Here is a 19,102-nt window from a genome sequence, read left to right on the forward strand (position 1 = left end):
GCCGGGGGTGCAACATCGATGAATATTTACCCACGTCTTGTTTCTTCGGCATGATGCTCGTAACCTGCGATAAACATCGGATGCCTACCCGCCTTGGCCAGGGCTAATACACCGGATCGCCGCGATGCGGGCCGCCCTGGGCAGCGGGATAGCTCGGATGACTGGCGCGCGAGGAAGGTGACCCACCCGCCCGACCCACCCGTCCTCCTGGGGAGCAGACCGTGACCATGAGCAGATCATCGGCGGCCCGCCGCCGGATGTTCGCCGGTGTCGCCGCGGCGACGCTGGCACTCGGCATGACCGCCTGCGGCAACGACGACAGCGCCGACTCGACCGACCAGTCGGTGACCATGTGGACCTTCAAGAACACGCACGTCGCGGCCCTGCAGCAGGTCGCCACGGAGTTCAAGACCAAGACCGGGATCACCGTCAAGGTCGAGGCGTACACGCCGGACGACGTCTTCACCAGCAAGATCCAGAGCGCCGCGCAGACCGGCGACCTCCCGGACGTCTTCGAACTGCACGCCGGTGGCGAGGACCTGCGGATCGGCGGCGCCGGACTGCTCGGCGACCTTGCCCCCGACTTCCCGGAGTCGGCGCTGCAACGGTTCCTGCCCAACACCCGGGCGGCCGGCCTGGTCACCGAGAAGCGCCGGGCCGAGCAGGAAGAGGTCAAGGACGCCAAGGTCGGCAGCCTGTTCAGCGTGCCGTTCACCGCCGGCACCTTCGGCATCGTCTACGGCAACCGGGAGAAGATGAAGGCCGCCGGGCTCGACCCGGACAAGCCGCCGCGCACCTGGGAGGAGTTCATCGGCTACCTCGGGGCGACCGGTGCCGCCGACCCGAAGCAGGGCGGCCTGTCACTGGGCCTGAAGGTGAGCCAGACCGGTTTCAACTGGATCTACGAGCAGCTCGCCTTCGCGTACCTCGGCCAGGCCGGGTTCGAGGCGCTGTTCGACAAGGACCCCGCGCAGGGCTTCGCCAGCCCGGACGGTATCCGTACGCTCCAGCTCTACCAGCAGCTCAAGCCACACTGGATCGCCGGGGTGAGCGCGCTGGGCATCGACGAGGCCGACATCGCGTTCGCCCAGGGCAAGTCCGCGTTCAACGTCGGCGGCACCTTCACCCTCGCCTTCCTGGCCCAGAACGGGATGCCGGCGGAGAACCTGGTCACCTTCCCGATCCCACCGGCGACCGGCGGCAAGGTCACCGACCTGCGGCTCGCCCCGCTGGCCCTGACCGGTCTGTCGCTCAGTTCCCAGACCAAGAACCGGGCGGCGGCGGTCAAGTGGATCGACCACCTGACCTCCCCGGAAGGGTCGGGCGCGTTCGCCAAGGCGTCGCTGGACCTGCCGGCGACCGACCTCGGCGCCGAGGCCGCCGCCCTGCTGGGGCCGAAGCTCGCCGCGCTGCAGCAGTACTTCACCGGGCCGCCGGAGGCCACCTATGACGCCGCCAACAAGGGCTTCCGGCCGCCGGACTACGACGAGGTCCAGGTCGGCGACCCACTGGTCAAGTTCTCCCCGCTCGGCGAGACCGACCCGGCGGCCACCGCCGCGCAGCTCGACAAGGTGATCACGGCCATGTGGCAGAAGTCCGGCTAGGACGCACCGTGGCCATCCTGAACACGATCGACCCGTTGGGACGGCCCGGCGCCGGGCCATCCCAACGGCAACGCCGCCGCACCCGCCGGGCCGGCCGCCGGTCCCGGCGGCAGTGGCTGATCGGGTACGCCTTCGTCGCACCCGCCGTCCTGCTCTTCCTGGTGATGGGGCTCTACACCGTCGGCTACAGCGTCACGCTGAGCTTCGCCAAGTGGAACGGCTTCACCCCGAACTGGGAGTGGGTCGGGCTGGACAACTACCGCGACCTGCTCTACCGCGACCCGACCCTCGCGCCCGAGCTGCGGGCCGCCGCCTGGCACACCGCGATCGCGATGCTCGCCGTACCGCTCGGCACGGTGGCGGTGGCGCTGCCGTTGGCCGTACTGCTCAACACCATCCGGCGGCTGCGCGGCCTGCTCCGGTCGGTCTACTTCCTGCCGTACGTGACCACCGGGATCGCGGTCTACTACGCCTGGCGGTACGTCCTCGAACCGGACGGGGCGATCAACCTGCTGCTCCGCTCGGTCGGTCTGGGCAGCGTGGCCCGTCCCGAGGGCTGGCTCGCCGACCCGGACACCGCACTCGCCACCCTCATCGTGATCATCATCTGGGGCGGCGTGCCGGTGGCGATGCTGCTCTACCTCGCCGGGCTGCAGGCCATCGACCCGCACCTGACGGAGGCCGCGCAGCTCGACGGCGCCGGGGGCGTACGGGTGGTCCGGCACATCACCTGGCCACTGCTGGTGCCGATCACCGCGGCGATCACCCTGCTCGGGATCCGGGACACCATGCAGGGCTTCCAGATCTTCCTGCTGATGACCAACGGTGGACCGGGCGGGCACACCGACGTACTCGGTCTCCAGGCGTACCAGCTCGCCTTCTTCCAGAACCTCTCCCCCACCCTCGGCGTGGCCAGCGCGCTCGGTTGGCTCATCTTCCTGGCCGCCCTGCTGCTCACCGTCGTCAACGCCCGACTGCTGCGGAGCAGCCAGTGACCGTCATCCGACCGGCCGTACGCCGGCGCCCCTCCGTCGGCCACCTCGTCGCGTACGCCGCTCTCGCGCTGTACGCCGTGGTCAGCCTCTACCCGTTCGCCTGGATGGTGTCCGGGGCTCTGAAGAACCGCGACGAGATCCTGCGCGGGGGTCACCTGGTGCCCCGCCAGCCGACCTGGGACACCCTGGTGGAGACCTGGAGCCGGCTGCACTTCTTCGACTACCTGCTCAACAGCCTCCGGGTGACCGGGTTGACCGTGGTCGGCGTACTGGTCGTCTACAGCCTGGCCTCGTACGCCTTCGCGGTGCTCGACTTCCCCGGCCGCCGGTTCCTGTTCTGGTTCTTCGTCGCGCTGCTCTTCGTACCCGGCATCACCGTGCTGCTGCCGCTGGTGATCCTGGAGAACAAGCTCGGCATCCTCGGCACCCACCTGGGACTGGTCCTGCCGTTCGTCAACGGGACCGCCCCGCTGACGGTGTTGCTGCTGACCAACGCGTTCCGGTCGATCCCGCGCGAGCTGCACGACGCCGCCCGGGTGGACGGGGCCGGCGAGGGCCGCATCTTCTGGCGGGTCTACCTGCCGCTGAGCCGTCCGGCTCTGATCACCATCGCGGTGCTGACCGCCGTGCCCACCTGGAACGAGTACGTCCTGACCCGGGTGTCGCTCAACGACGAGTCCCGCTACACCCTGCCGTTGGCCCTGGAGATGCTCGCGTCGGGCAACGTGCCCCGGTACAACGAGATCATGGCCGGCTCACTGATCCTGGTGGTGCCGGTCATCGTGCTCTTCCTCGTCGCCCAGCGCTATTTTGTCAACGGCCTGACCGGCGCCGTGAAGGACTGAACTCCGGCGCCGGTCACACTCGACCGGGTCAACGCTTGATCGCCACACCCACCCAGGCCGGCGTTCCCTTGGCCCGCTCGACGTCGGCGGGCTCGACCAGGTCCTCCGGCTCGGGGCGCCAGAACGGCGGCTGGACCAGTCCCGGCTCCAGCAGGTCCCAGCCCTCGAAGAGGCGCTCGACCTGCTCGCGGGTACGCAACGCCACCGGCGCGGTCCGCTCGCTGTAGTCCTTCTCCGCCCGGACACCGGCGTCGGTGAGCTGCGGCGGCCGGGAGGCGTGCGAGATGACCACATAGGACCCGGCCGGTACGGCGTCGCGCAGCCGGGCGAGGATGCCCTCCGGGTCGTCCGAGTCCTGGACGAAGTGCAGCACCGCGACCAGCAGGATCGCCACCGGTCGGGTGAAGTCCAGACCCGCCTCGGTGGCCAGCCGCACCACCTCGGCCGGGTTACGCAGGTCGCCCCGGAACGCCGAGACCAGGGGCTGGTCACGCAGGATCTCGTTGGCCTGGGCGACCACCACCGGATCGAGGTCCAGGTAGAGCACCCGGGCGTCCGGCGCGACCTGGGCGGCGATGTCGTGCACGCTGCCCGGGGCGAGCAGACCGGCGCCGACGTCGAGCACCTGCCGGATCCCCGACTCGAACACGAACCTGGCCGACCGGGCCAGGAACGCCCGGTTGGTACGCACCCAGTACGCCAACTCGGGCTGCACGGTCAGCAGTTGGTTCGCCATCTCCCGGTCCGCACCGAACGTGTGTGTGCCACCACCGATCGCGTTGTAGACCCGGGCCAGGTTCGGTCCGGTCGGGTCCACCTCGTCCGGCATCCACTGCTTCTCCTCGGACCGCCCCATCGCTCCTCCTCCGGTCGACCGGATTGATCCCCGTCGCGGAAGACCATCGACCCGGTCGTTGGGAAGCCATCATCATGCCTGTCCGATGCCAGCGACAAAATCCGTCCCCGGCAACAAAATCCTTACTTGGCAACAAGTCCGGCAAGCCCTACCGGCGGGGCCGGTTGACGACCCCCATCGGGGTCGGGTTAGGTTAGCCATACCTTAGGAAAGAGGGAGGCTACCGTGACCCAGACCGCCGAGCGACCCACTTCGATCCAGCCGTACCGCGTCTTCGGCGTCGAGGTGTTACACGCCCGGAGGCTGAGTCCGAGTTTCCTGCGGGTGACCTTCACCGGGCCGGACCTCGGCGCGTTCGCCGACAACGGCTACGACCAGCGGATCAAGCTCATCCTGCCGCTGCCGGAGACCGGGCTGGCCGACATGCCGGACGGCCCGGACTGGTACCCGCGCTGGCGGGAGCTGCCGAACGAACGGCGCAACCCGATCCGGACGTACACCGTCCGGGCGGTCCGGCCACGGATGGCCGAGGTCGACGTCGACCTGGTGCTGCACGGCGACGGCGGACCGGCCTCACGGTGGGCCGTCGCCGCCCGGCCCGGTTCGACCGCGGCACTGCTCGGCCCGGACGCCGGTTACCCCGGCGTGCACGGCGGGCTCGAGTTCCACCCGCCGGTCGGTACCGACCGCCTCCTGCTGGCCGGCGACGAGACCGCCGTACCGGCGATCGGCTCGATCCTGGAACGGCTGCCCGCCGACGCGTACGGCGAGGCGCTGCTCGAGGTCCCGGACAGCGGCGACAACTTCCCGCTCACCGGGCCGCCCGGCGTACGGGTGACCTGGTTGCCGCGCGACGGCGCCGAACACGGCAGTCAGCTCGTTCCGGCCGTACGGGCGGCGGCCGGACGGCTGCGCGCCGGCTCGGCGACCCCGGCGCCCGTGGTCGAGTTGGAGGACGTCGACGTCGACACCGACATCCTCTGGGAGGTGCCGGTCGACGCCGACGACCATCGGCAGACCGGCGACGGCGACGTCTACGCCTGGTTGGCCGGCGAGGCGGGTGTGGTCAAGACGCTGCGCCGGCAACTGGTCGGCGAGTACGGGATGGACCGCCGGGCGGTCGCGTTCATGGGCTACTGGCGCCTCGGCCGTACCGAGCAGAACTGACACCGCCGGGTGACGGGAGGGCATCCCGTCACCCGACCGGTCGGCTGTCAGAGCAGGTGGATCCGTTCGGTGCCGCCGTCGCGGTTCTGCAGGGTGAGGCTCCCCCCGCCGCGTTCCATCAGCTCCAACACCAGGTTGTAGACGACCAGCGCGCGGTTGATCGTGTCGGTCTTGGTGTCCCTGGTACGCGTACAGGCCAGGTCGAGTGCGTCCACCGCGCGCGGGGTGAGGTTGACGGTGACCTTCACCAGTGACCGGCTGCCGTCACCGGCACCCGGTCCCGCTTCCCGTCCCCCGGCCACGGGTCCGTCACCGGTCGCACCCGCCTCGGACACCACCGGCCCGGCCAGCAGGGGCGGTCCCCCGAGGATCCCGCCCGGTCCGTCGGCCACCGCTCGCTCGTCAGCCACGCTTCGCCCATCAGTCATGGTTCGTCCGTCGGCTACCCGCGTCACGGGCACCGTCCTGCACCGGGGCCCCGGTCGCGAGCTGGCTTCCCAGTGCCGCCCCTGGTCGCCACAGCGCACTCCCCCGGTGTGATCACGGTTGTCCCCTCGATGACGACCGGTCCGACCATCGGACCGAGTTGGACCGTCCCCGGCGGCGATCGCCCCCACTCTCGCTCCCGCGGCGGTCGCCGGAGGTTATTCCCGCTACTGCGAAGTCTGCTGTCAGGAACACGACTAGTGGGACACATAGGACCCCGATTGACGTACCGGGTGTGCGACATCCACATCGGAGGTTGACAGCTATCACTGCGGCGTACTCATTGCGCCATTCCGTGGGTCACTCACACCGGCTGCGACGGCGGCCATTTCACCAGATGATCCCATCCCACGATCTTTATACCGAATTGCCGGGACACACTCGCCTCAACAGCACGGAGATCGGGGATTCAACCAGTCAATGTATGGTCTGTAGCGTCACGGTCACCCTAGGTGATCTTGACGAAACCGCACCTGGCCCACAAGCCTCCCTACAACCGAAAAGGAATCAAAGGGTGACCCAGCAAGACGGAGCGAGCCCCCGAGACGGTGATGACCCGACCAAGGCATCAGATCCGGAGGACGCACCGAGCAACCGGGGGTACGCGATCGACATCCAGATCAACAGGGACCTGGAGGTCGAGGTGGACACCGAGGCCGTACGGCACCTGGCCCCCGAGGACGACGACGACAACCCGGAAGGTCGGCATGCCGAACCCAGCAGACCAGCGCTTTGATTCCATGGTGGACCGACAGCGACGACTGAGGAGGATCAGGCGCAACGCCGGCCGCCATCCGGTCGGACAGATCACCCTCCGCCGGGACATCTATCGCAACCTGTCCACACGGTCGGGGGACATCGGACCGACCTGGACGCCCTGACCGGACCGGGACATCGGTCGCTCATTTGGGGAGGGTGAGCGACCGATTTTCTTCGTCACCGGGCATCCGTGACACCAATGCACCGCACCCGATGTACGTCTTTCGTCATCCTGGCCACTTACCGGCATCCTCGTTTTGACTGGTCCACTGAACCGGGCAGAACAGGTGCCCACGGTCGGCACCGAGCCGCACGAGACGGGATCGTCGATGCGCACCGACGACGACCGCGCGATCCACGTCACGGCCACCGCCCACGGGTCGAGGACCGGCGGAGCAGCGCAGACAGCGGCGGAGCCGGGAGGTCGCGTACCCGCGATCCGGTGGTAATTCCATCTCGGTCGACGGCCGTGACGCACGACATCCGGTTGCCGAAGGTCGCCGTGGGCGGCTTGTCCAGTCGACATTCGGGCCGCATTTGAAATGGCAATCATACCGACATAACCGGGCACCCGAGGCAATCGGAATGACGACTCAAAACATAGTCGCCGATCTGTGCCATACAGTAATTCCGCCGACCCCGCCACCCATCCGGGCAGCGTTTGTCGGACCCACTCCACCACCAATCGGAGGGAATTACCATGGGCACCGCACGACAGAATGCCCGACGCTCAGGGCCACGACTGATCGTCGGAACGGTGTTGGCGACACTGCTGACCCTGACCACCGCCGGCGCCGCCCTGGCCGGCTCGACGACCGACGGGGCCACGGTGGCGGCGCGTACCGACGCCTACATCCGGGACGTCGCCGGTGACGTCGGCACGGAACCGCACTACCTCAACCCGCTGTGGGCCAGCCCGGACATCAAGGTCTGCCCGACCGCGATCGAGTGCGCCACCAGCCAGAACCCGATCGTCGGCGTAACCAACTACGTCTTCGTCAAGCTGAACAACCCCGGCCCGTACGGCTCCGGAGTCAGCAACGGCACGCTGGAGCTCTACCGTACGACTCCGGGCGGCGGCGCGACCTGGCCGATCCACTGGACGCTGATCGGCGCGACCCCGGCGAGCGCGGCGCCGGGCGTCACCACGGTGACGATCCCGTGGAACGGCGTACCCGGTCCCGGGCACTTCTGTCTGCTGGCCCGGTGGGTGTCCCCCACCGACCCGATGACCTCCGAAGGTCCCAGCCACAGCATCAACGTCCAGTACAACAACAACCTGGCGTGGCGCAACGTCGACTCGGTCAACCCGGCCCCCGGAAGCCCCGCCGTGCGTCCATTCGCGATCGGCAACGAGACCGAGGTGCCGACCAGGAACGACCTCGTGTTCAACCAGCGGGGGGAACCATTCCAGAATGCCGGCGGCCGGATCGTCGCCGACCTGGGTCCGGTTCTGTTCGAACGGTGGGTACAGGCCGGACGGCCGGGCACCGGCATCCGCGAGGTCGGCCGCAACCAGGTGGAGATCGTGGCGGCGAACGCCAAGATCAGCGATCTGCTGCTGAACCCCGGTGAACGACCGGCGTTCAGTCTGATCTTCTCCACGACGACCGTGTCGTCGAGGCTCTTCACCGTCGACGTGGTCCAGTTCGGACCGGCCAAGGCCGGTGGGCCGAAGACCGACGTGGGTGGCGTGCAGTACCTGGTACGCACCGCGCAGCGGTAACGACAACAGCGGCGGGCCGGACGCGGAGCGGTGCTCACCCCAACCGGGGTAGGTCACCGGTCCCCCGTCCGGCCCTTCCGTACGCGCTCAGTCGCCGTCGGGTGCCTGGGTCTCCAGCACCCGGCCGTCGGAGAGCCGCAGCCAGCGGTCCACCCCGATCTCGGCGAGGAACCGTTCGTCGTGGCTGACCACCACGAACGCGCCCTCGTACGCGTTGAGGGCGCTCTCCAACTGACCGACGCTCACCAGGTCGAGGTTGTTCGTCGGTTCGTCCAGCAGGAGGAGCTGCGGCGCCGGTTCGGCGAACAGGACGCAGGCCAGGGTGGCCCGCAGCCGCTCGCCGCCGGAGAGCACCCCGACCGGCAGGTGGATGCGGGAGCCCCGGAACAGGAAACGGGCGAGCAGGTTCATCCGCTGCGCCTCCGCCATCCCGGGCGCGAACGCGGCCAGGTTCTCCGCCACCGTACGGTCCAGGTCCAGCAGGTCCAGCCGCTGCGACAGGTACGCGATCCGACCGTCGGCCCGTTTGATCTCGCCGCCCTCCGGCTCCAGGTCACCGTTGACCAGCCGCAGGAGAGTGGACTTGCCGGCGCCGTTGGGACCGGTCAGCGCGATCCGCTCGGGGCCCCGGATCGTCAGGTCGGCGCCGTCGCCGGCGAACAGGGCCAGGTCGCCGTAACGGACCCGCATCCGCTCGCCCAGGAAGACCGTGCGTCCGGCCGGAACCTTGGTGTCGGGCAGTTCCAGCACGATCCTCTGCTCGTCGCGCAGTGCGCGGCCCGCCTCGTCGAGCCGCGCCCTGGCATCGCTGACCCGCCCGGCGTGTGTCGTGTTCGCCTTACCCGCCGACTCCTGTGCGCCCCGCTTCATCGTCCCGGCGAAGATCTTCGGCAGACCGGCGTTCTTCAGGTTCTTCGAGGCGTTGCTGGCCCGCCGGTCGGCCCGCTCACGGGCCTGCTGCATCTCCCGCTTCTCCCGCTTGACCTCCTGCTCGGCGTTGCGGATGTTCTTCTCGGCAACCTCCCGCGCCGCGCGCACGGCCTCCTCGTACTCGGTGAAGTTCCCGCCGTACGAGCGGACCTCACCCCGGTCGAGTTCGAGGATGCGCTCCATCCGGTCGAGCAGGGACCGGTCGTGGCTGACCAGCAGCAGGCAGCCCTTCCACTCCTCGATCACGCCGTAGAGCCTGCGACGCGCGTCGAGGTCGAGATTGTTGGTCGGTTCGTCGAGCAGCAGGACGTCCGGGCGTTTGACGAGCTGTGCCGCCAGGCCCAGGGAGACGACCTGGCCACCGCTGAGGGTGTGCAGGCGCCGGGTGAGGTCGACGTCGCCGAGACCGAGGTGGTCCAGCTCCGCACGGGTACGCTCCTCGATGTCCCAGTCGTTGCCGATCGTGGTGAAGTGCTCCTCGCTCGCGTCGCCCGACTCGATCGCGTCCAGGGCCGCGAGCACCGGGGCGATGCCCAGGACCTCCGCCACGGTCAGGTCACCGACCAGCGGCAGGGTCTGCGGCAGGTAACCGAGCATCCCGTTGACGGACACGGAGCCGGTACCGGGTGTCAGCTCCCCGGCGATCAACTTGAGCAGGGTGCTCTTACCCGCGCCGTTCGGTGCGACGAGGCCCGTACGGCCGCCGCTGACGGAAAAGGACAGGTCCTGGAAGACCGGGGTGTCGTCGGGCCAGGAGAAGGAAAGGTTCGAGCAGACGATGAACGCATCGGACATGCGAGTGCCTTAGATGGTGATGCGGGCGTACCGGGGCCGCCCGGCGGGGAAACGGGGAAGGATCGAACGACAAAATGGCCACGTCGGCGCTGCTGGGCGCCCACCGGTGGCCGATCACTTCCGGGTATCACCCGGAGATGTCGTCGTCACCCACCATGTCTTCGTCTCCCTGGTTCCTGATCACTCGTAGGCCACTCTACCAGCCGGGGAGCTCCGCTCAGGGCGTGAGCGGTTGCCCGGCGACAGGGGCCGGTGCCGGGGCGAGCAGCCCGGACACCCTGAGCGGGTCCTCGACGTGGGCGTTGTGGCCGAGGCCGGGCAGGGTCACCGCCGAGGGCGACAGCACGGCCAACTGTTCCGCGGTGACCATCGGGTCGTGCTCTCCCCTGGCCAGCACCACCCGACCACGGGCCGCCGCGAGCAGGCCGGGCAGGTCGGGCTCACCCACCCCGAAGGCGGCGGGATCCAGCGCCAGTCGCCACCGCCCGTCCTGCGCCACCACCCCGGTCGAGATCGCCGGATCGTCCGGCGGCAGCAGACCGGCCAGCCCGGAGACCTTCAGGTGACGGTCGGCCGCCGCCTCGTACGAGTCGAACCAGGTGACCGGGCGTCGGGCGAGCGCACCGGCCCGGGCCAGTTCGTCGGCGCTCCACCGCACCTTGATGCCCAACCCGATCGCGGTCCGGACCCGTACGCCGAACCAGCCGCTGGCCAGGGCGAGTGCCAGCACCCCGCCGAGCGAGTGCCCGAGCACCACCACCGGCCGGTCCCGGTCGAGCAGGTCGGCGAGACCGCCGGCCAGGGCGCCGAAGGTGTAACGCGGCAACGGCTTCGCACCGCCGTGGCCGGGCAGGTCCGGCGCCAGCCAGCGGTCCGGCCAGTGCTCGTCGAGGTAGGGGCGCCACCGGTCCCAGACCGCGCCGGTCGCGCCGAGCCCGTGCACCAGCAGCAGCGTCGGCGCCTCACCGTTCTCGCCCGGGTCGCGCTGGTCCAGCCGTACGTCACCCATGCGCGGCAGTGTGCCATCCGCCCTCCCCCGCCGCCCGCTGCCGCTCTTCCCGCAGCATGGCGGCCACGGTGGGAGGTTGAGACTCCAGGGCGAGTCGCAGATTGCCGACCATGATCCCCGGCGCCCGCTCGAACCGGCGGGGCTCCTGAATGAGCTGTCGAACCAACAGCAGCCGCTGCCGACTGGCGAGCAGTTCGGCGTCCACCCGTCTCAGGGTCTGCTCCAACGTCGTTATCCGCTGCTGCATCTCGGCCACGTTCACGTGGCGTCCTTCGCAGCGCGCTCAGCTCGCTCCGATTCCCGGATGAGCATGGCCAGCGACTGCGGGCCGCAGTTCAACGCCAACCGCACCATCCCCGGCACCGAGTTGACGGACTCGGCCAGTCGCTTCGGGTGCTCGATGATCAGCCGGATGATGGCCAACCGCTGCCGGGCGATCAGCAGTTCCTCCGACACCTCCCGGTGCGATTTTTCAAGCCTCTCCAACTCGGTCTTCATGGCTGGTCCTCCCGCCCGGCCGCCCCCAGCGGGCTGCCGTCCTGTCATGGTGCGACTACACCTACTGAGGTGTCAAGATGGGCAGTCCCGCATGGGCAGCGCCCAAACGGGTACTCCCGATCATGCATACTCTGCCGGGCATGGCTGAGGTCCCTGGTCCGCTCGTCGGTCCATACGAGATCCAGCAGATGCTTGGCGTCGGCCGGACCCGCTTTAAGCAGATCGCCCTGCGGCCCAGCTTCCCGGAGCCGTTCCAGCGGCTCCACGGCATGCAGGTGTGGCTACGGGCCGACATTGAAGCGTGGATCGCCGAATACCGCCCGCAGCAGGCAGCCAGCGAGGACGACGAGTAGCCGGGGCGATGCGCGCCCCGTCGCCCCGTCGTCACGCCGGAAGCCCTGCCCCGGTATTGACTGCACGCCCGGACACGGCAGAGCCGCGCGGAACGACAGGCCTCCGTCTGGAACGTATGACGCGGCAGACTCGTACATCATCAAAGATGTAGATACATCAAAGAAGATGTACGTCCAGATCGAGAGTGCCTGCCCCGGCGACGGAGGCATGCTCGCCGTCAGGGTGTCACGGCCGCCCTCGGCGCCGACGGTCGCCCGCTACTGAGCGGCATCGCGTCATAGCCCCTCCCCGGCCGCAGCCCCGCAGCAAAGACGGCGAGGGCGCCCCACCGAAGTGGAGCGCCCTCGCATCGATCGCCCGGGACCATGGGCGATCTCAGGTGTTACGCCACCGCGAGCGCCGGACCGTCCAGCGTCTGCGCGTCTTCGACCTCCTCGGCCGGCCGCAGGGCCAGCGCGAGTACGTCCGCCACGTCGGCCAGGGTGTGCACGGTCAGCGCCTCGCGCACCTCGGTCGGCAGGTCGTCCAGGTCCGGCTCGTTGCGCGCCGGGATGATGACCTCGGTGAGGCCGGCCCGGTGTGCGGCGAGCAGCTTCTGCTTCACCCCACCGATCGGCAGCACCCGACCGGCCAGGGTGACCTCACCGGTCATCCCGAACTCCGGGTGTACCGGCCGACCGGAGGCCAGCGAGGCCAACGCGGTGACCATGGTGATGCCGGCACTGGGGCCGTCCTTGGGCACCGCACCCGCCGGTACGTGCAGGTGGATCCGGCGTCCGGCCAGCGCGTTCGGGTCGAGCCCGAACTTGCGGCCGTTCGAGCGCAGGTACGACAGGGCGATCTGCGCCGACTCCTTCATCACGTCGCCGAGTTGGCCGGTCAGGGTCAGCCCCGGCTCGCCCTCCATGCTGGTCGCCTCGATGAAGAGGACGTCACCACCGGCACCGGTCACCGCCAGACCCGTCGCCACGCCCGGTACGGCGGTGCGCTCGGCCGACTCCGGGGTGAACCGGGGTCGTCCCAGGTAGGTCTTGAGGTTGTCGGTGTCGACCCGTACCGGTTCGTCGGTCGTGGCCAGCGCGACCGCGACCTTGCGCAGGATCCGGGCCAGGGCCCGCTCCAGTTGCCGTACCCCCGCCTCGCGGGTGTACTCGGCCGCGACCTGGCCCAGGGCCTCGTCGCTGACGCTGAACTCCTCGGCGGTCAGGCCGGCCCGCTCGAGCTGCCGGGGCAGCAGGTGGTCACGGGCGATGGCGACCTTCTCCTCCTCGGTGTAGCCGTCGAGCGTGACCAGTTCCATCCGGTCCAGCAGCGGGCCGGGGATGGAGTCGACCACGTTGGCGGTGGCCAGGAAGAGCACGTCCGAGAGGTCGAGGTCGACCTCCAGGTAGTGGTCCCGGAAGGTGTGGTTCTGGGCCGGGTCGAGGACCTCGAGCAGGGCGGCGGCCGGGTCACCGGCGTAGCCCGCGGAGATCTTGTCGACCTCGTCCAGGAGCACGACCGGGTTCATCGAACCCGCCTCGCGCAGTGCCCGAACGATCCGGCCGGGCAGCGCACCGACGTAGGTGCGCCGGTGACCCCGGATCTCCGCCTCGTCACGGATTCCACCGAGCGAGACCCGGACGAACTTGCGGCCGAGCGCACGGGCGACGGACTCGCCGAGGCTGGTCTTGCCCACTCCGGGCGGACCGGCCAGGGCGAGCACCGCACCGGAGCCACGGCCACCGACCACCTGCAGGTTGCGGGCGGCCCGACGGTTGCGCACCGCCAGGTACTCCAGGATCCGGTCCTTCACGTCGCTCAGTCCGGCGTGGTCGGCGTCGAGCACCTCACGGGCCGCGGCCAGGTCGGTGTTGTCGTCGGTCCGGGTCGTCCAGGGCATTTCCAGTACGGTGTCCAGCCAGGTCCGGATCCAGCCGGCCTCCGGGGAGGCGTCACTGGCCCGTTCCAGCCGACCGACCTCGCGCATGGCCGCTTCGCGTACCTTGTCGGGCAGGTCGGCGGACTCGACCCGGGACCGGTAGTCGGCCGAGCCGTCCGGCTCGTCCTCGCCCAGTTCCTTGCGGATCGCGGCGAGCTGCTGGCGGAGCAGGAACTCGCGCTGGGACTTCTCCAGACCCTCCCGTACCTCCGAGTTGATCTGCTCGGTGACCTCCTGCTCCGCGACGTGGTCGCGGACCCAGCCGACGAGCAGTTCCAGTCGGGTGGTCACGTCGGGCGCGGAGAGCAGTTCGGTCTTCTGGGCCAGGGTGAGCCACGAGGCGTACCCGGAGGAGTCGGCGAGCTCGGACAGGTCGGTCATCCGCTCGAGGGCGTCGATGACCTGCCAGGCGCCGCGCTCCTGGAGCAGCGACGTGGTGAGGGCCTTGTACTCGCGGGCGAGTTCCTTGGCCTTGCCGGTCGGCGCGGGCTCGTCGAGCTCGGTCGCCTCGACCCAGAGCGCCGCTCCCGGTCCGGGCACGCCGGAGCCGATCCGGGCCCTGGACATGCCACGGACCACGGCAGCAGGCTCACCGCTGGGCAGCCGACCGACCTTCTCAATCAGGGCGATAACGCCCATGGAGCCATATTCCCCGTCCACCCGGGGCACCGCAAGAACTTTCTTGTCACCCGCCGCGCGAGCGGCGTCGACGGCAGCCTGGGTGCTCGGGTCGAGGGTCACCGGGATGACCATCCCGGGCAGCAGGACTGCGTCGGTCAGGGGCAGAACCGGAAGAGTTGCCATCGAACACCTGCCATCGTTTGAGTTGAGCCTGTACGACTCAAGTAACAAACCGTGCCCCGTGTTCCGCGTTGTGGCGCAGGCCACATCCGGGCCGGCGACGACCGGTCTGATCGTTCCCGGACGCCTCGACAGCCATCGGCCGGCTTCGCTGAGCGCACCTGTAACCTGCTCTGGTGAGCCAGCCGCCCCTCGACAACCAGCGGCAGGAACCCCGCGCGTTCGCGTACGGGCGAGGTAACCAGGCGGCGGGCCGCTACCGCTCGGCGGTCCCCCGCCCGGCGGACCCCTCGCCCACCGCCGCCGCACCTGTCCGGATCGGCGCCAACCGCCGACGCATCTGGCTCCTCGCGTTGCTGCTGGTCCTGACGTTGGGGGTGGGAGCGGCCACGTTGAGCGCCGTATTCGCCGGTCAGACCCCGACCGCGCTGGCACCGGACGGTGCCGCCAGGGCGCCGGTGCAGGTCGCGCCGCCGGCACCCCCCACACCCCGGACGACAACCCGACCGACCACCCCCGCACCGCCGACCCAGCCCCGGACCAAGACCGGAACCACCCGGAGCGCGACCGTGGCCACCACCTCGCCCATCGCTCAACCCGTCGTCGCACCGACCCCGGAGCCCGGCCAGGGCGGCGCCGTCGTCGTCTACCGGAACTGCAACCAGGCCCGCCGGGCGGGTGTCACGCCGCTGCACCGGGGCGATCCCGGCTACTCGGCCAAGCTGGACCGGGACGGCGACGGCATCGCCTGCGAGAAGAACAGGGACTGAGCCGGCCCGTACGGCATCGGCCCGGCCACCGGACGGTGCAACGCCGGTCGACGATCCGCTGCCCAGCGGCTCCGATCGGCTGTTTGTTGACCGCCCGTCCGACCGTCTCTAGGGTCCATAGAGGAATCCATCTTCACGATTCGCACGGGGTTGGCCGGAAGCTACGTGTTTTCGGCCGGATCGGGAGCACCAGATGCGTAGGAAACTTGCCGTTGTCCTGGCCGCCGCCATGTTGCTCACCGCCTGCGGCGGTGGTGGAGACGGCGAGAGCACCGACAGCGGGGCCGGGGACCAGGCCACGAAGATCACCGTCGGGGTGATTCCGATCCTGGACGTGGCACCGATCTACCTGGGCGTCCAAAAGGGATTCTTCGCCGACCGCAAGCTCGAGGTCAAGCTCGAACTGGCCCAGGGCGGTGCCGCCATCGTCCCGGCCGTACTCTCCGGCCAGTTCCAGTTCGGGTTCAGCAACAACACCTCGCTGCTGCTCGCACAGACCCGCGGGCTCCCCCTCAAGATCGTGGCACCGGGTCCCTCCTCCACCGGCACCCCGGGCAAGGACTTCGCCGGGGTGGTCGTGCCGGAGAGCAGCCCGATCAAGTCGAGCGCCGACCTGTCCGGCAAGTCCGTGGCCATCAACACCCTCAACAACATCAGCGACACCGTCGTACGCGAGGCGGTCCGCAAGGCCGGCGGCGACCCCAAGACGGTGAAGTTCGTCGAGCTGCCGTTCCCGGACATGCCGGCAGCGGTGGCAAACGGTCGGGTCGACGCCGCGTTCATCGTCGAGCCCTTCCTGACCATCGCCCGCAACCAGAAGGGCCGGGACATCTCCTCGGCCTACGCGGAGGCGACCCCGAACCTCTCGGTGGCCACGTACTTCACCTCGGAGGCTCTGCTCAAGTCCGACCCGGACCTGGTCCGGGCGTTCACCGACGCGATGGTGGAGTCGCAGGCGTACGCCTCGGCCCACCCGGACGAGACCCGTCAGGTCCTGTCCACGTACACCTCGATCGGGGCCGAGATCATCCCCACCCTGACGCTGCCCTCCTTCCCCGCGGAGATCAACCGGCAGTCCATCCAGGCGCTGGCCGACCTGGCCCTGCGCGACGGCCTGGTCACGAAGGCGCCGCAGGTGGACGCGCTCTTCCAGTAACCCGGAACGGAACCGTTCCCCGTCGCGCAGCCCGCGCGGCGGGGCGGTGGGAAGGAGACCGGAGATGGAGTTCGTCAGGAACCAGTGGTACGTCGCGGCCTACGGCAGCGAGATCGGGCGGGACCTGTTCTCCCGTACGGTCTGCGGAGAGTCGATCCTGTTCTGGCGTACCGAGGCCGGTGCGGTGGTCGCGATGACCGACCGGTGTGTGCACCGCCGCTTCCCGCTGTCCCAACCGCCGAGCCACCTGGTCGGTGACACCGTGGTCTGCGGTTACCACGGCTTCACGTACGGGGCGGACGGGATCTGTGTGGCGGTGCCGGGTCAGACCCGGGTGCCCCGGGCGGCGAGGCTGGGCTCGTACCCGGTCAAGGAGCAGGACTCCTTCGTCTGGGTGTGGATCGGCGAGCCGGCCGGTGCCGACGAGTCGACCATCCCCCGGGCACCCTGGCTGGACCTGGACGGTTACACAGCCGTGTACGGGATGGAGCCGCTGGCCGCGCGGTACGACCTGCTGGTGGACAACCTGCTCGACCTCTCGCACGAGACGTACCTGCACGGCGGCTACATCGGCACCCCGGAGGTCGCGAACACGCCGATCACCACGGAGGTCGACGAGGAGCGGGGCGTCATCTACGTCAGCCGGCACATGGACGACGCCGAGTGCCCGCCGTTCTACTCCCGCTCCACCGGGATCGAGGGCCGGATCGTCCGGTGGCAGGACATCGAGTACCACCCACCCTGCCTCTACCTGCTGCACAGCCGGATCGCCCCGGTCGGGGTCTATCCGGAGCCGGACGGCACCGACGAGCGCGCGTTCCACGTCGAGGTCGTCTACGCCATCACCCCGGAAACCGAGACCACTACGCACGACTTCTGGGCGGTGGCCCGCGACTTCGCCCTCGACGACCGGGAGGTCTCGGACTTCCTCGAGAACAGCAACCGGACCGTGGTGTTGCAGGACGTCACCGCGCTCAACCGGCTCGAACAGGTCATCGCCACCGAGCCCGAGGGCTTCCGGGAACTGAGCATAAACATCGATACCGGCGGGCTGGCCGCGCGCCGCATACTGAGGCGAATGGCGGCGGCGAGTGCACCCCAGGCGCAGGCAGCGGCGCGATGACCCCGGAGCCGACCAGGCTCACCGGTACCGGGATCTACCGCATCGTCTGGTTGCCCGGCTCCGACCGGCTGCGTGGCTACTGCTGGTGCGGGACGTCGCAGGAGGCCGAGGACCCGGTCGAACTCTGGGACTGGCTGCTGGGCCATCCCGAGCAGCACGGCAACGGCCCCGACCCGGACCGCCCGGTCCCACCCGTCGGTCGGCTCCCGGCCGGGATGCGGGCGTGAGGCACCAGGAGGAGCGGACATGGGCAGCACCGGCGCCGAGGAGGAGCTCGACCTGGTCGTCCGGCACCGGGAGCGGGCCGCCGAGGGAGTCGTACGGCTGACCCTCGCCGCGCCCGACGGTCGCGTGCTGCCCGACTGGAGCGCGGGCGCCCATATCGACGTGATCCTCGACGACGGGTCCACCCGCCAGTACTCGCTCTGCGGCGACGTCGACGAGGCACGGCAGTGGACGATCGCGGTCCTGCTGGAGCCGACGTCCCGGGGCGGATCCCGGTTCATGCACGACAACCTGGCGGCCGGCGACACCGTACGCGTGCAGGGCCCGCGCAACCACTTCGCGCTCGAACCGGCACCGCGTTACGTCTTCGTCGCCGGCGGCATCGGGATCACCCCGATCGTGCCGATGCTCGCCGCCGCCGAGTCCGCCGGTGTCCCCTGGCGGCTGGTGTACGGCGGCCGGACCCGCTCCTCGATGGCCTTCGTCCGCGAGTTGACCGAGCGGTACGGCGACCGGGTCGCGGTCCGGCCGCAGGACGAGACCGGCCTGCTCGACCTCGACCGGATCCTCGCCGACCCGGACCCGGCGACCCTGGTCTACTGCTGCGGGCCGGAACCCCTGCTGCTGGCGGTGGAGGCGACCTGCCGAGATCGGCGGCCGGGCACCCTGCGGGTGGAACGTTTCGCCCCGAAAGAGCAGGGAGCGCCGGTCCGGGCGGGTTCCTTCGAGGTCGAACTCGCACAGTCGGGCCTGGTGCTGACCGTTCCGCCCGACCGCTCGGTGCTGGAGACGATCGAGGACGCCGGGGTGGACGTGCTCTACTCCTGCACCGAGGGGACCTGCGGGACCTGTGAGACGAGCGTGCTCGCGGGGGAACCGGACCACCGGGACTCGCTGCTCACCGACGAGGAGCAGGCGGCCAACGACACGATGTACATCTGCGTCTCCCGGTCCCGGGGCCCGCGCCTCGTACTGGATCTCTGACCGGGAGCGGGCGAGTCACTCGTACGGGTGACGACGGTGATCCGGGAGGGTCACTGATTCCCCCTGGTCGGGGCGTCGCGGGGTGTTCTGATGGTGCT

General features: G+C 69.7%; 19 protein-coding genes. 12 read left to right on the top strand and 7 right to left on the bottom strand.

What is annotated here, in order from left to right; all coding sequences use genetic code 11:
- Window positions 1-227 precede the first annotated feature (227 nt).
- The 3 genes from OIE47_RS35205 to OIE47_RS35215 are packed head-to-tail and all read left to right on the top strand — an operon-like array spanning window position 228 to window position 3,444.
- Window positions 228-1,604, top strand: coding sequence for an ABC transporter substrate-binding protein (locus OIE47_RS35205; protein ID WP_326558866.1), 1,377 nt, complete (start codon window positions 228-230; stop codon window positions 1,602-1,604).
- An 8-nt stretch (window positions 1,605-1,612) separates the two neighbouring features.
- Window positions 1,613-2,599 carry a carbohydrate ABC transporter permease gene (locus tag OIE47_RS35210; RefSeq protein ID WP_326558867.1) on the top strand — a complete coding sequence of 329 codons (987 nt, stop codon included), beginning with the start codon at window positions 1,613-1,615 and terminating at the stop codon, window positions 2,597-2,599.
- Window positions 2,596-3,444, top strand: coding sequence for a carbohydrate ABC transporter permease (locus tag OIE47_RS35215; protein WP_326558868.1), 849 nt, complete (start codon window positions 2,596-2,598; stop codon window positions 3,442-3,444). Before OIE47_RS35210 ends, OIE47_RS35215 begins: the two co-directional genes overlap by 4 nt.
- A 28-nt stretch (window positions 3,445-3,472) precedes the next feature.
- On the opposite strand, the gene OIE47_RS35220 is transcribed toward OIE47_RS35215, so the two are convergent.
- A complete protein-coding gene (locus OIE47_RS35220; protein ID WP_326558869.1) occupies window positions 3,473-4,300 on the bottom strand; it encodes an SAM-dependent methyltransferase in 828 nt (275 codons plus the stop codon).
- A 225-nt stretch (window positions 4,301-4,525) separates the two neighbouring features.
- Between OIE47_RS35220 and OIE47_RS35225 the strand changes: the two genes are divergently transcribed.
- A complete protein-coding gene (locus tag OIE47_RS35225) occupies window positions 4,526-5,467 on the top strand; it encodes a siderophore-interacting protein (RefSeq protein ID WP_326558870.1) in 942 nt (313 codons plus the stop codon).
- Between the two features lie 47 nt (window positions 5,468-5,514).
- On the opposite strand, the gene OIE47_RS35230 is transcribed toward OIE47_RS35225, so the two are convergent.
- Window positions 5,515-5,877: a hypothetical protein gene (locus OIE47_RS35230; RefSeq protein WP_326558871.1), complete on the bottom strand. Its 363-nt coding sequence runs from the start codon at window positions 5,875-5,877 to the stop codon at window positions 5,515-5,517.
- A 590-nt stretch (window positions 5,878-6,467) separates the two neighbouring features.
- On the opposite strand from OIE47_RS35230, the gene OIE47_RS35235 reads away from it, so the two are divergent.
- Together OIE47_RS35235 and OIE47_RS35240 are read left to right on the top strand one after the other, a co-directional pair.
- A complete protein-coding gene (locus tag OIE47_RS35235; protein WP_326558872.1) occupies window positions 6,468-6,689 on the top strand; it encodes a hypothetical protein in 222 nt (73 codons plus the stop codon).
- A gap of 780 nt (window positions 6,690-7,469) precedes the next feature.
- A complete protein-coding gene (locus OIE47_RS35240; protein WP_326558873.1) occupies window positions 7,470-8,438 on the top strand; it encodes a hypothetical protein in 969 nt (322 codons plus the stop codon).
- Between the two features lie 87 nt (window positions 8,439-8,525).
- Here the strand turns inward: OIE47_RS35240 and abc-f are convergent, their stop codons facing one another.
- From abc-f to OIE47_RS35260, 4 genes are all read right to left on the bottom strand, one after another.
- On the bottom strand, window positions 8,526-10,163 hold the full coding sequence (gene abc-f, locus OIE47_RS35245) for a ribosomal protection-like ABC-F family protein (protein ID WP_326558874.1): 1,638 nt from the start codon (window positions 10,161-10,163) through the stop codon (window positions 8,526-8,528).
- A 217-nt stretch (window positions 10,164-10,380) separates the two neighbouring features.
- The gene (locus OIE47_RS35250; RefSeq protein ID WP_326558875.1) at window positions 10,381-11,172 is read right to left on the bottom strand and encodes an alpha/beta fold hydrolase; all 792 of its coding nucleotides are present in this window, start codon (window positions 11,170-11,172) and stop codon (window positions 10,381-10,383) included.
- On the bottom strand, window positions 11,165-11,434 hold the full coding sequence (locus OIE47_RS35255; RefSeq protein WP_326558876.1) for a hypothetical protein: 270 nt from the start codon (window positions 11,432-11,434) through the stop codon (window positions 11,165-11,167). The genes OIE47_RS35250 and OIE47_RS35255 overlap by 8 nt, the downstream gene beginning before the upstream one ends.
- On the bottom strand, window positions 11,431-11,670 hold the full coding sequence (locus OIE47_RS35260) for a hypothetical protein (protein ID WP_326558877.1): 240 nt from the start codon (window positions 11,668-11,670) through the stop codon (window positions 11,431-11,433). Before OIE47_RS35260 ends, OIE47_RS35255 begins: the two co-directional genes overlap by 4 nt.
- A 140-nt stretch (window positions 11,671-11,810) precedes the next feature.
- Between OIE47_RS35260 and OIE47_RS35265 the strand changes: the two genes are divergently transcribed.
- Window positions 11,811-12,023, top strand: a complete 213-nt coding sequence (locus tag OIE47_RS35265; protein WP_326558878.1) for a helix-turn-helix transcriptional regulator — start codon at window positions 11,811-11,813, stop codon at window positions 12,021-12,023.
- A 383-nt stretch (window positions 12,024-12,406) separates the two neighbouring features.
- On the opposite strand, the gene lon is transcribed toward OIE47_RS35265, so the two are convergent.
- The gene (gene lon, locus OIE47_RS35270) at window positions 12,407-14,749 is read right to left on the bottom strand and encodes an endopeptidase La (RefSeq protein ID WP_326558879.1); all 2,343 of its coding nucleotides are present in this window, start codon (window positions 14,747-14,749) and stop codon (window positions 12,407-12,409) included.
- Between the two features lie 173 nt (window positions 14,750-14,922).
- Between lon and OIE47_RS35275 the strand changes: the two genes are divergently transcribed.
- The 5 genes from OIE47_RS35275 (at window position 14,923) to OIE47_RS35295 (ending at window position 19,004) form a co-directional block, all read left to right on the top strand.
- Window positions 14,923-15,516 (top strand): excalibur calcium-binding domain-containing protein, encoded by a 594-nt coding sequence (locus OIE47_RS35275; protein ID WP_326558880.1) that lies wholly within the window; start codon window positions 14,923-14,925, stop codon window positions 15,514-15,516.
- Between the two features lie 193 nt (window positions 15,517-15,709).
- A complete protein-coding gene (locus tag OIE47_RS35280; protein ID WP_326558881.1) occupies window positions 15,710-16,672 on the top strand; it encodes an ABC transporter substrate-binding protein in 963 nt (320 codons plus the stop codon).
- Between the two features lie 64 nt (window positions 16,673-16,736).
- The gene (locus OIE47_RS35285; protein WP_326558882.1) at window positions 16,737-17,795 is read left to right on the top strand and encodes an aromatic ring-hydroxylating dioxygenase subunit alpha; all 1,059 of its coding nucleotides are present in this window, start codon (window positions 16,737-16,739) and stop codon (window positions 17,793-17,795) included.
- The gene (locus tag OIE47_RS35290; protein WP_326558883.1) at window positions 17,792-18,022 is read left to right on the top strand and encodes a hypothetical protein; all 231 of its coding nucleotides are present in this window, start codon (window positions 17,792-17,794) and stop codon (window positions 18,020-18,022) included. The genes OIE47_RS35285 and OIE47_RS35290 overlap by 4 nt, the downstream gene beginning before the upstream one ends.
- Before the next feature lie 19 nt (window positions 18,023-18,041).
- Window positions 18,042-19,004: a PDR/VanB family oxidoreductase gene (locus tag OIE47_RS35295; RefSeq protein WP_326558884.1), complete on the top strand. Its 963-nt coding sequence runs from the start codon at window positions 18,042-18,044 to the stop codon at window positions 19,002-19,004.
- The last annotated feature ends 98 nt before the right edge of the window (window positions 19,005-19,102 follow it).

The organism is Micromonospora sp. NBC_01796 (genome assembly GCF_035917455.1).
Taxonomy (GTDB): Bacteria; Actinomycetota; Actinomycetes; order Mycobacteriales; family Micromonosporaceae; genus Micromonospora_G.

What these genes read in the sequence shown, in the direction of transcription:
- OIE47_RS35205 (WP_326558866.1), top strand. Translation starts at nt 228, where the DNA reads ATGAGCAGATCATCGGCGGCCCGCCGCCGGATGTTCGCCGGTGTCGCC.
- OIE47_RS35220 (WP_326558869.1), bottom strand. Translation starts at nt 4,300, where the DNA reads ATGGGGCGGTCCGAGGAGAAGCAGTGGATGCCGGACGAGGTGGACCCG.
- abc-f (WP_326558874.1), bottom strand. Translation starts at nt 10,163, where the DNA reads ATGTCCGATGCGTTCATCGTCTGCTCGAACCTTTCCTTCTCCTGGCCC.
- OIE47_RS35250 (WP_326558875.1), bottom strand. Translation starts at nt 11,172, where the DNA reads ATGGGTGACGTACGGCTGGACCAGCGCGACCCGGGCGAGAACGGTGAG.
- OIE47_RS35260 (WP_326558877.1), bottom strand. Translation starts at nt 11,670, where the DNA reads ATGAAGACCGAGTTGGAGAGGCTTGAAAAATCGCACCGGGAGGTGTCG.
- OIE47_RS35265 (WP_326558878.1), top strand. Translation starts at nt 11,811, where the DNA reads ATGGCTGAGGTCCCTGGTCCGCTCGTCGGTCCATACGAGATCCAGCAG.
- lon (WP_326558879.1), bottom strand. Translation starts at nt 14,749, where the DNA reads ATGGCAACTCTTCCGGTTCTGCCCCTGACCGACGCAGTCCTGCTGCCC.
- OIE47_RS35280 (WP_326558881.1), top strand. Translation starts at nt 15,710, where the DNA reads ATGCGTAGGAAACTTGCCGTTGTCCTGGCCGCCGCCATGTTGCTCACC.
- OIE47_RS35285 (WP_326558882.1), top strand. Translation starts at nt 16,737, where the DNA reads ATGGAGTTCGTCAGGAACCAGTGGTACGTCGCGGCCTACGGCAGCGAG.
- OIE47_RS35290 (WP_326558883.1), top strand. Translation starts at nt 17,792, where the DNA reads ATGACCCCGGAGCCGACCAGGCTCACCGGTACCGGGATCTACCGCATC.
- OIE47_RS35295 (WP_326558884.1), top strand. Translation starts at nt 18,042, where the DNA reads ATGGGCAGCACCGGCGCCGAGGAGGAGCTCGACCTGGTCGTCCGGCAC.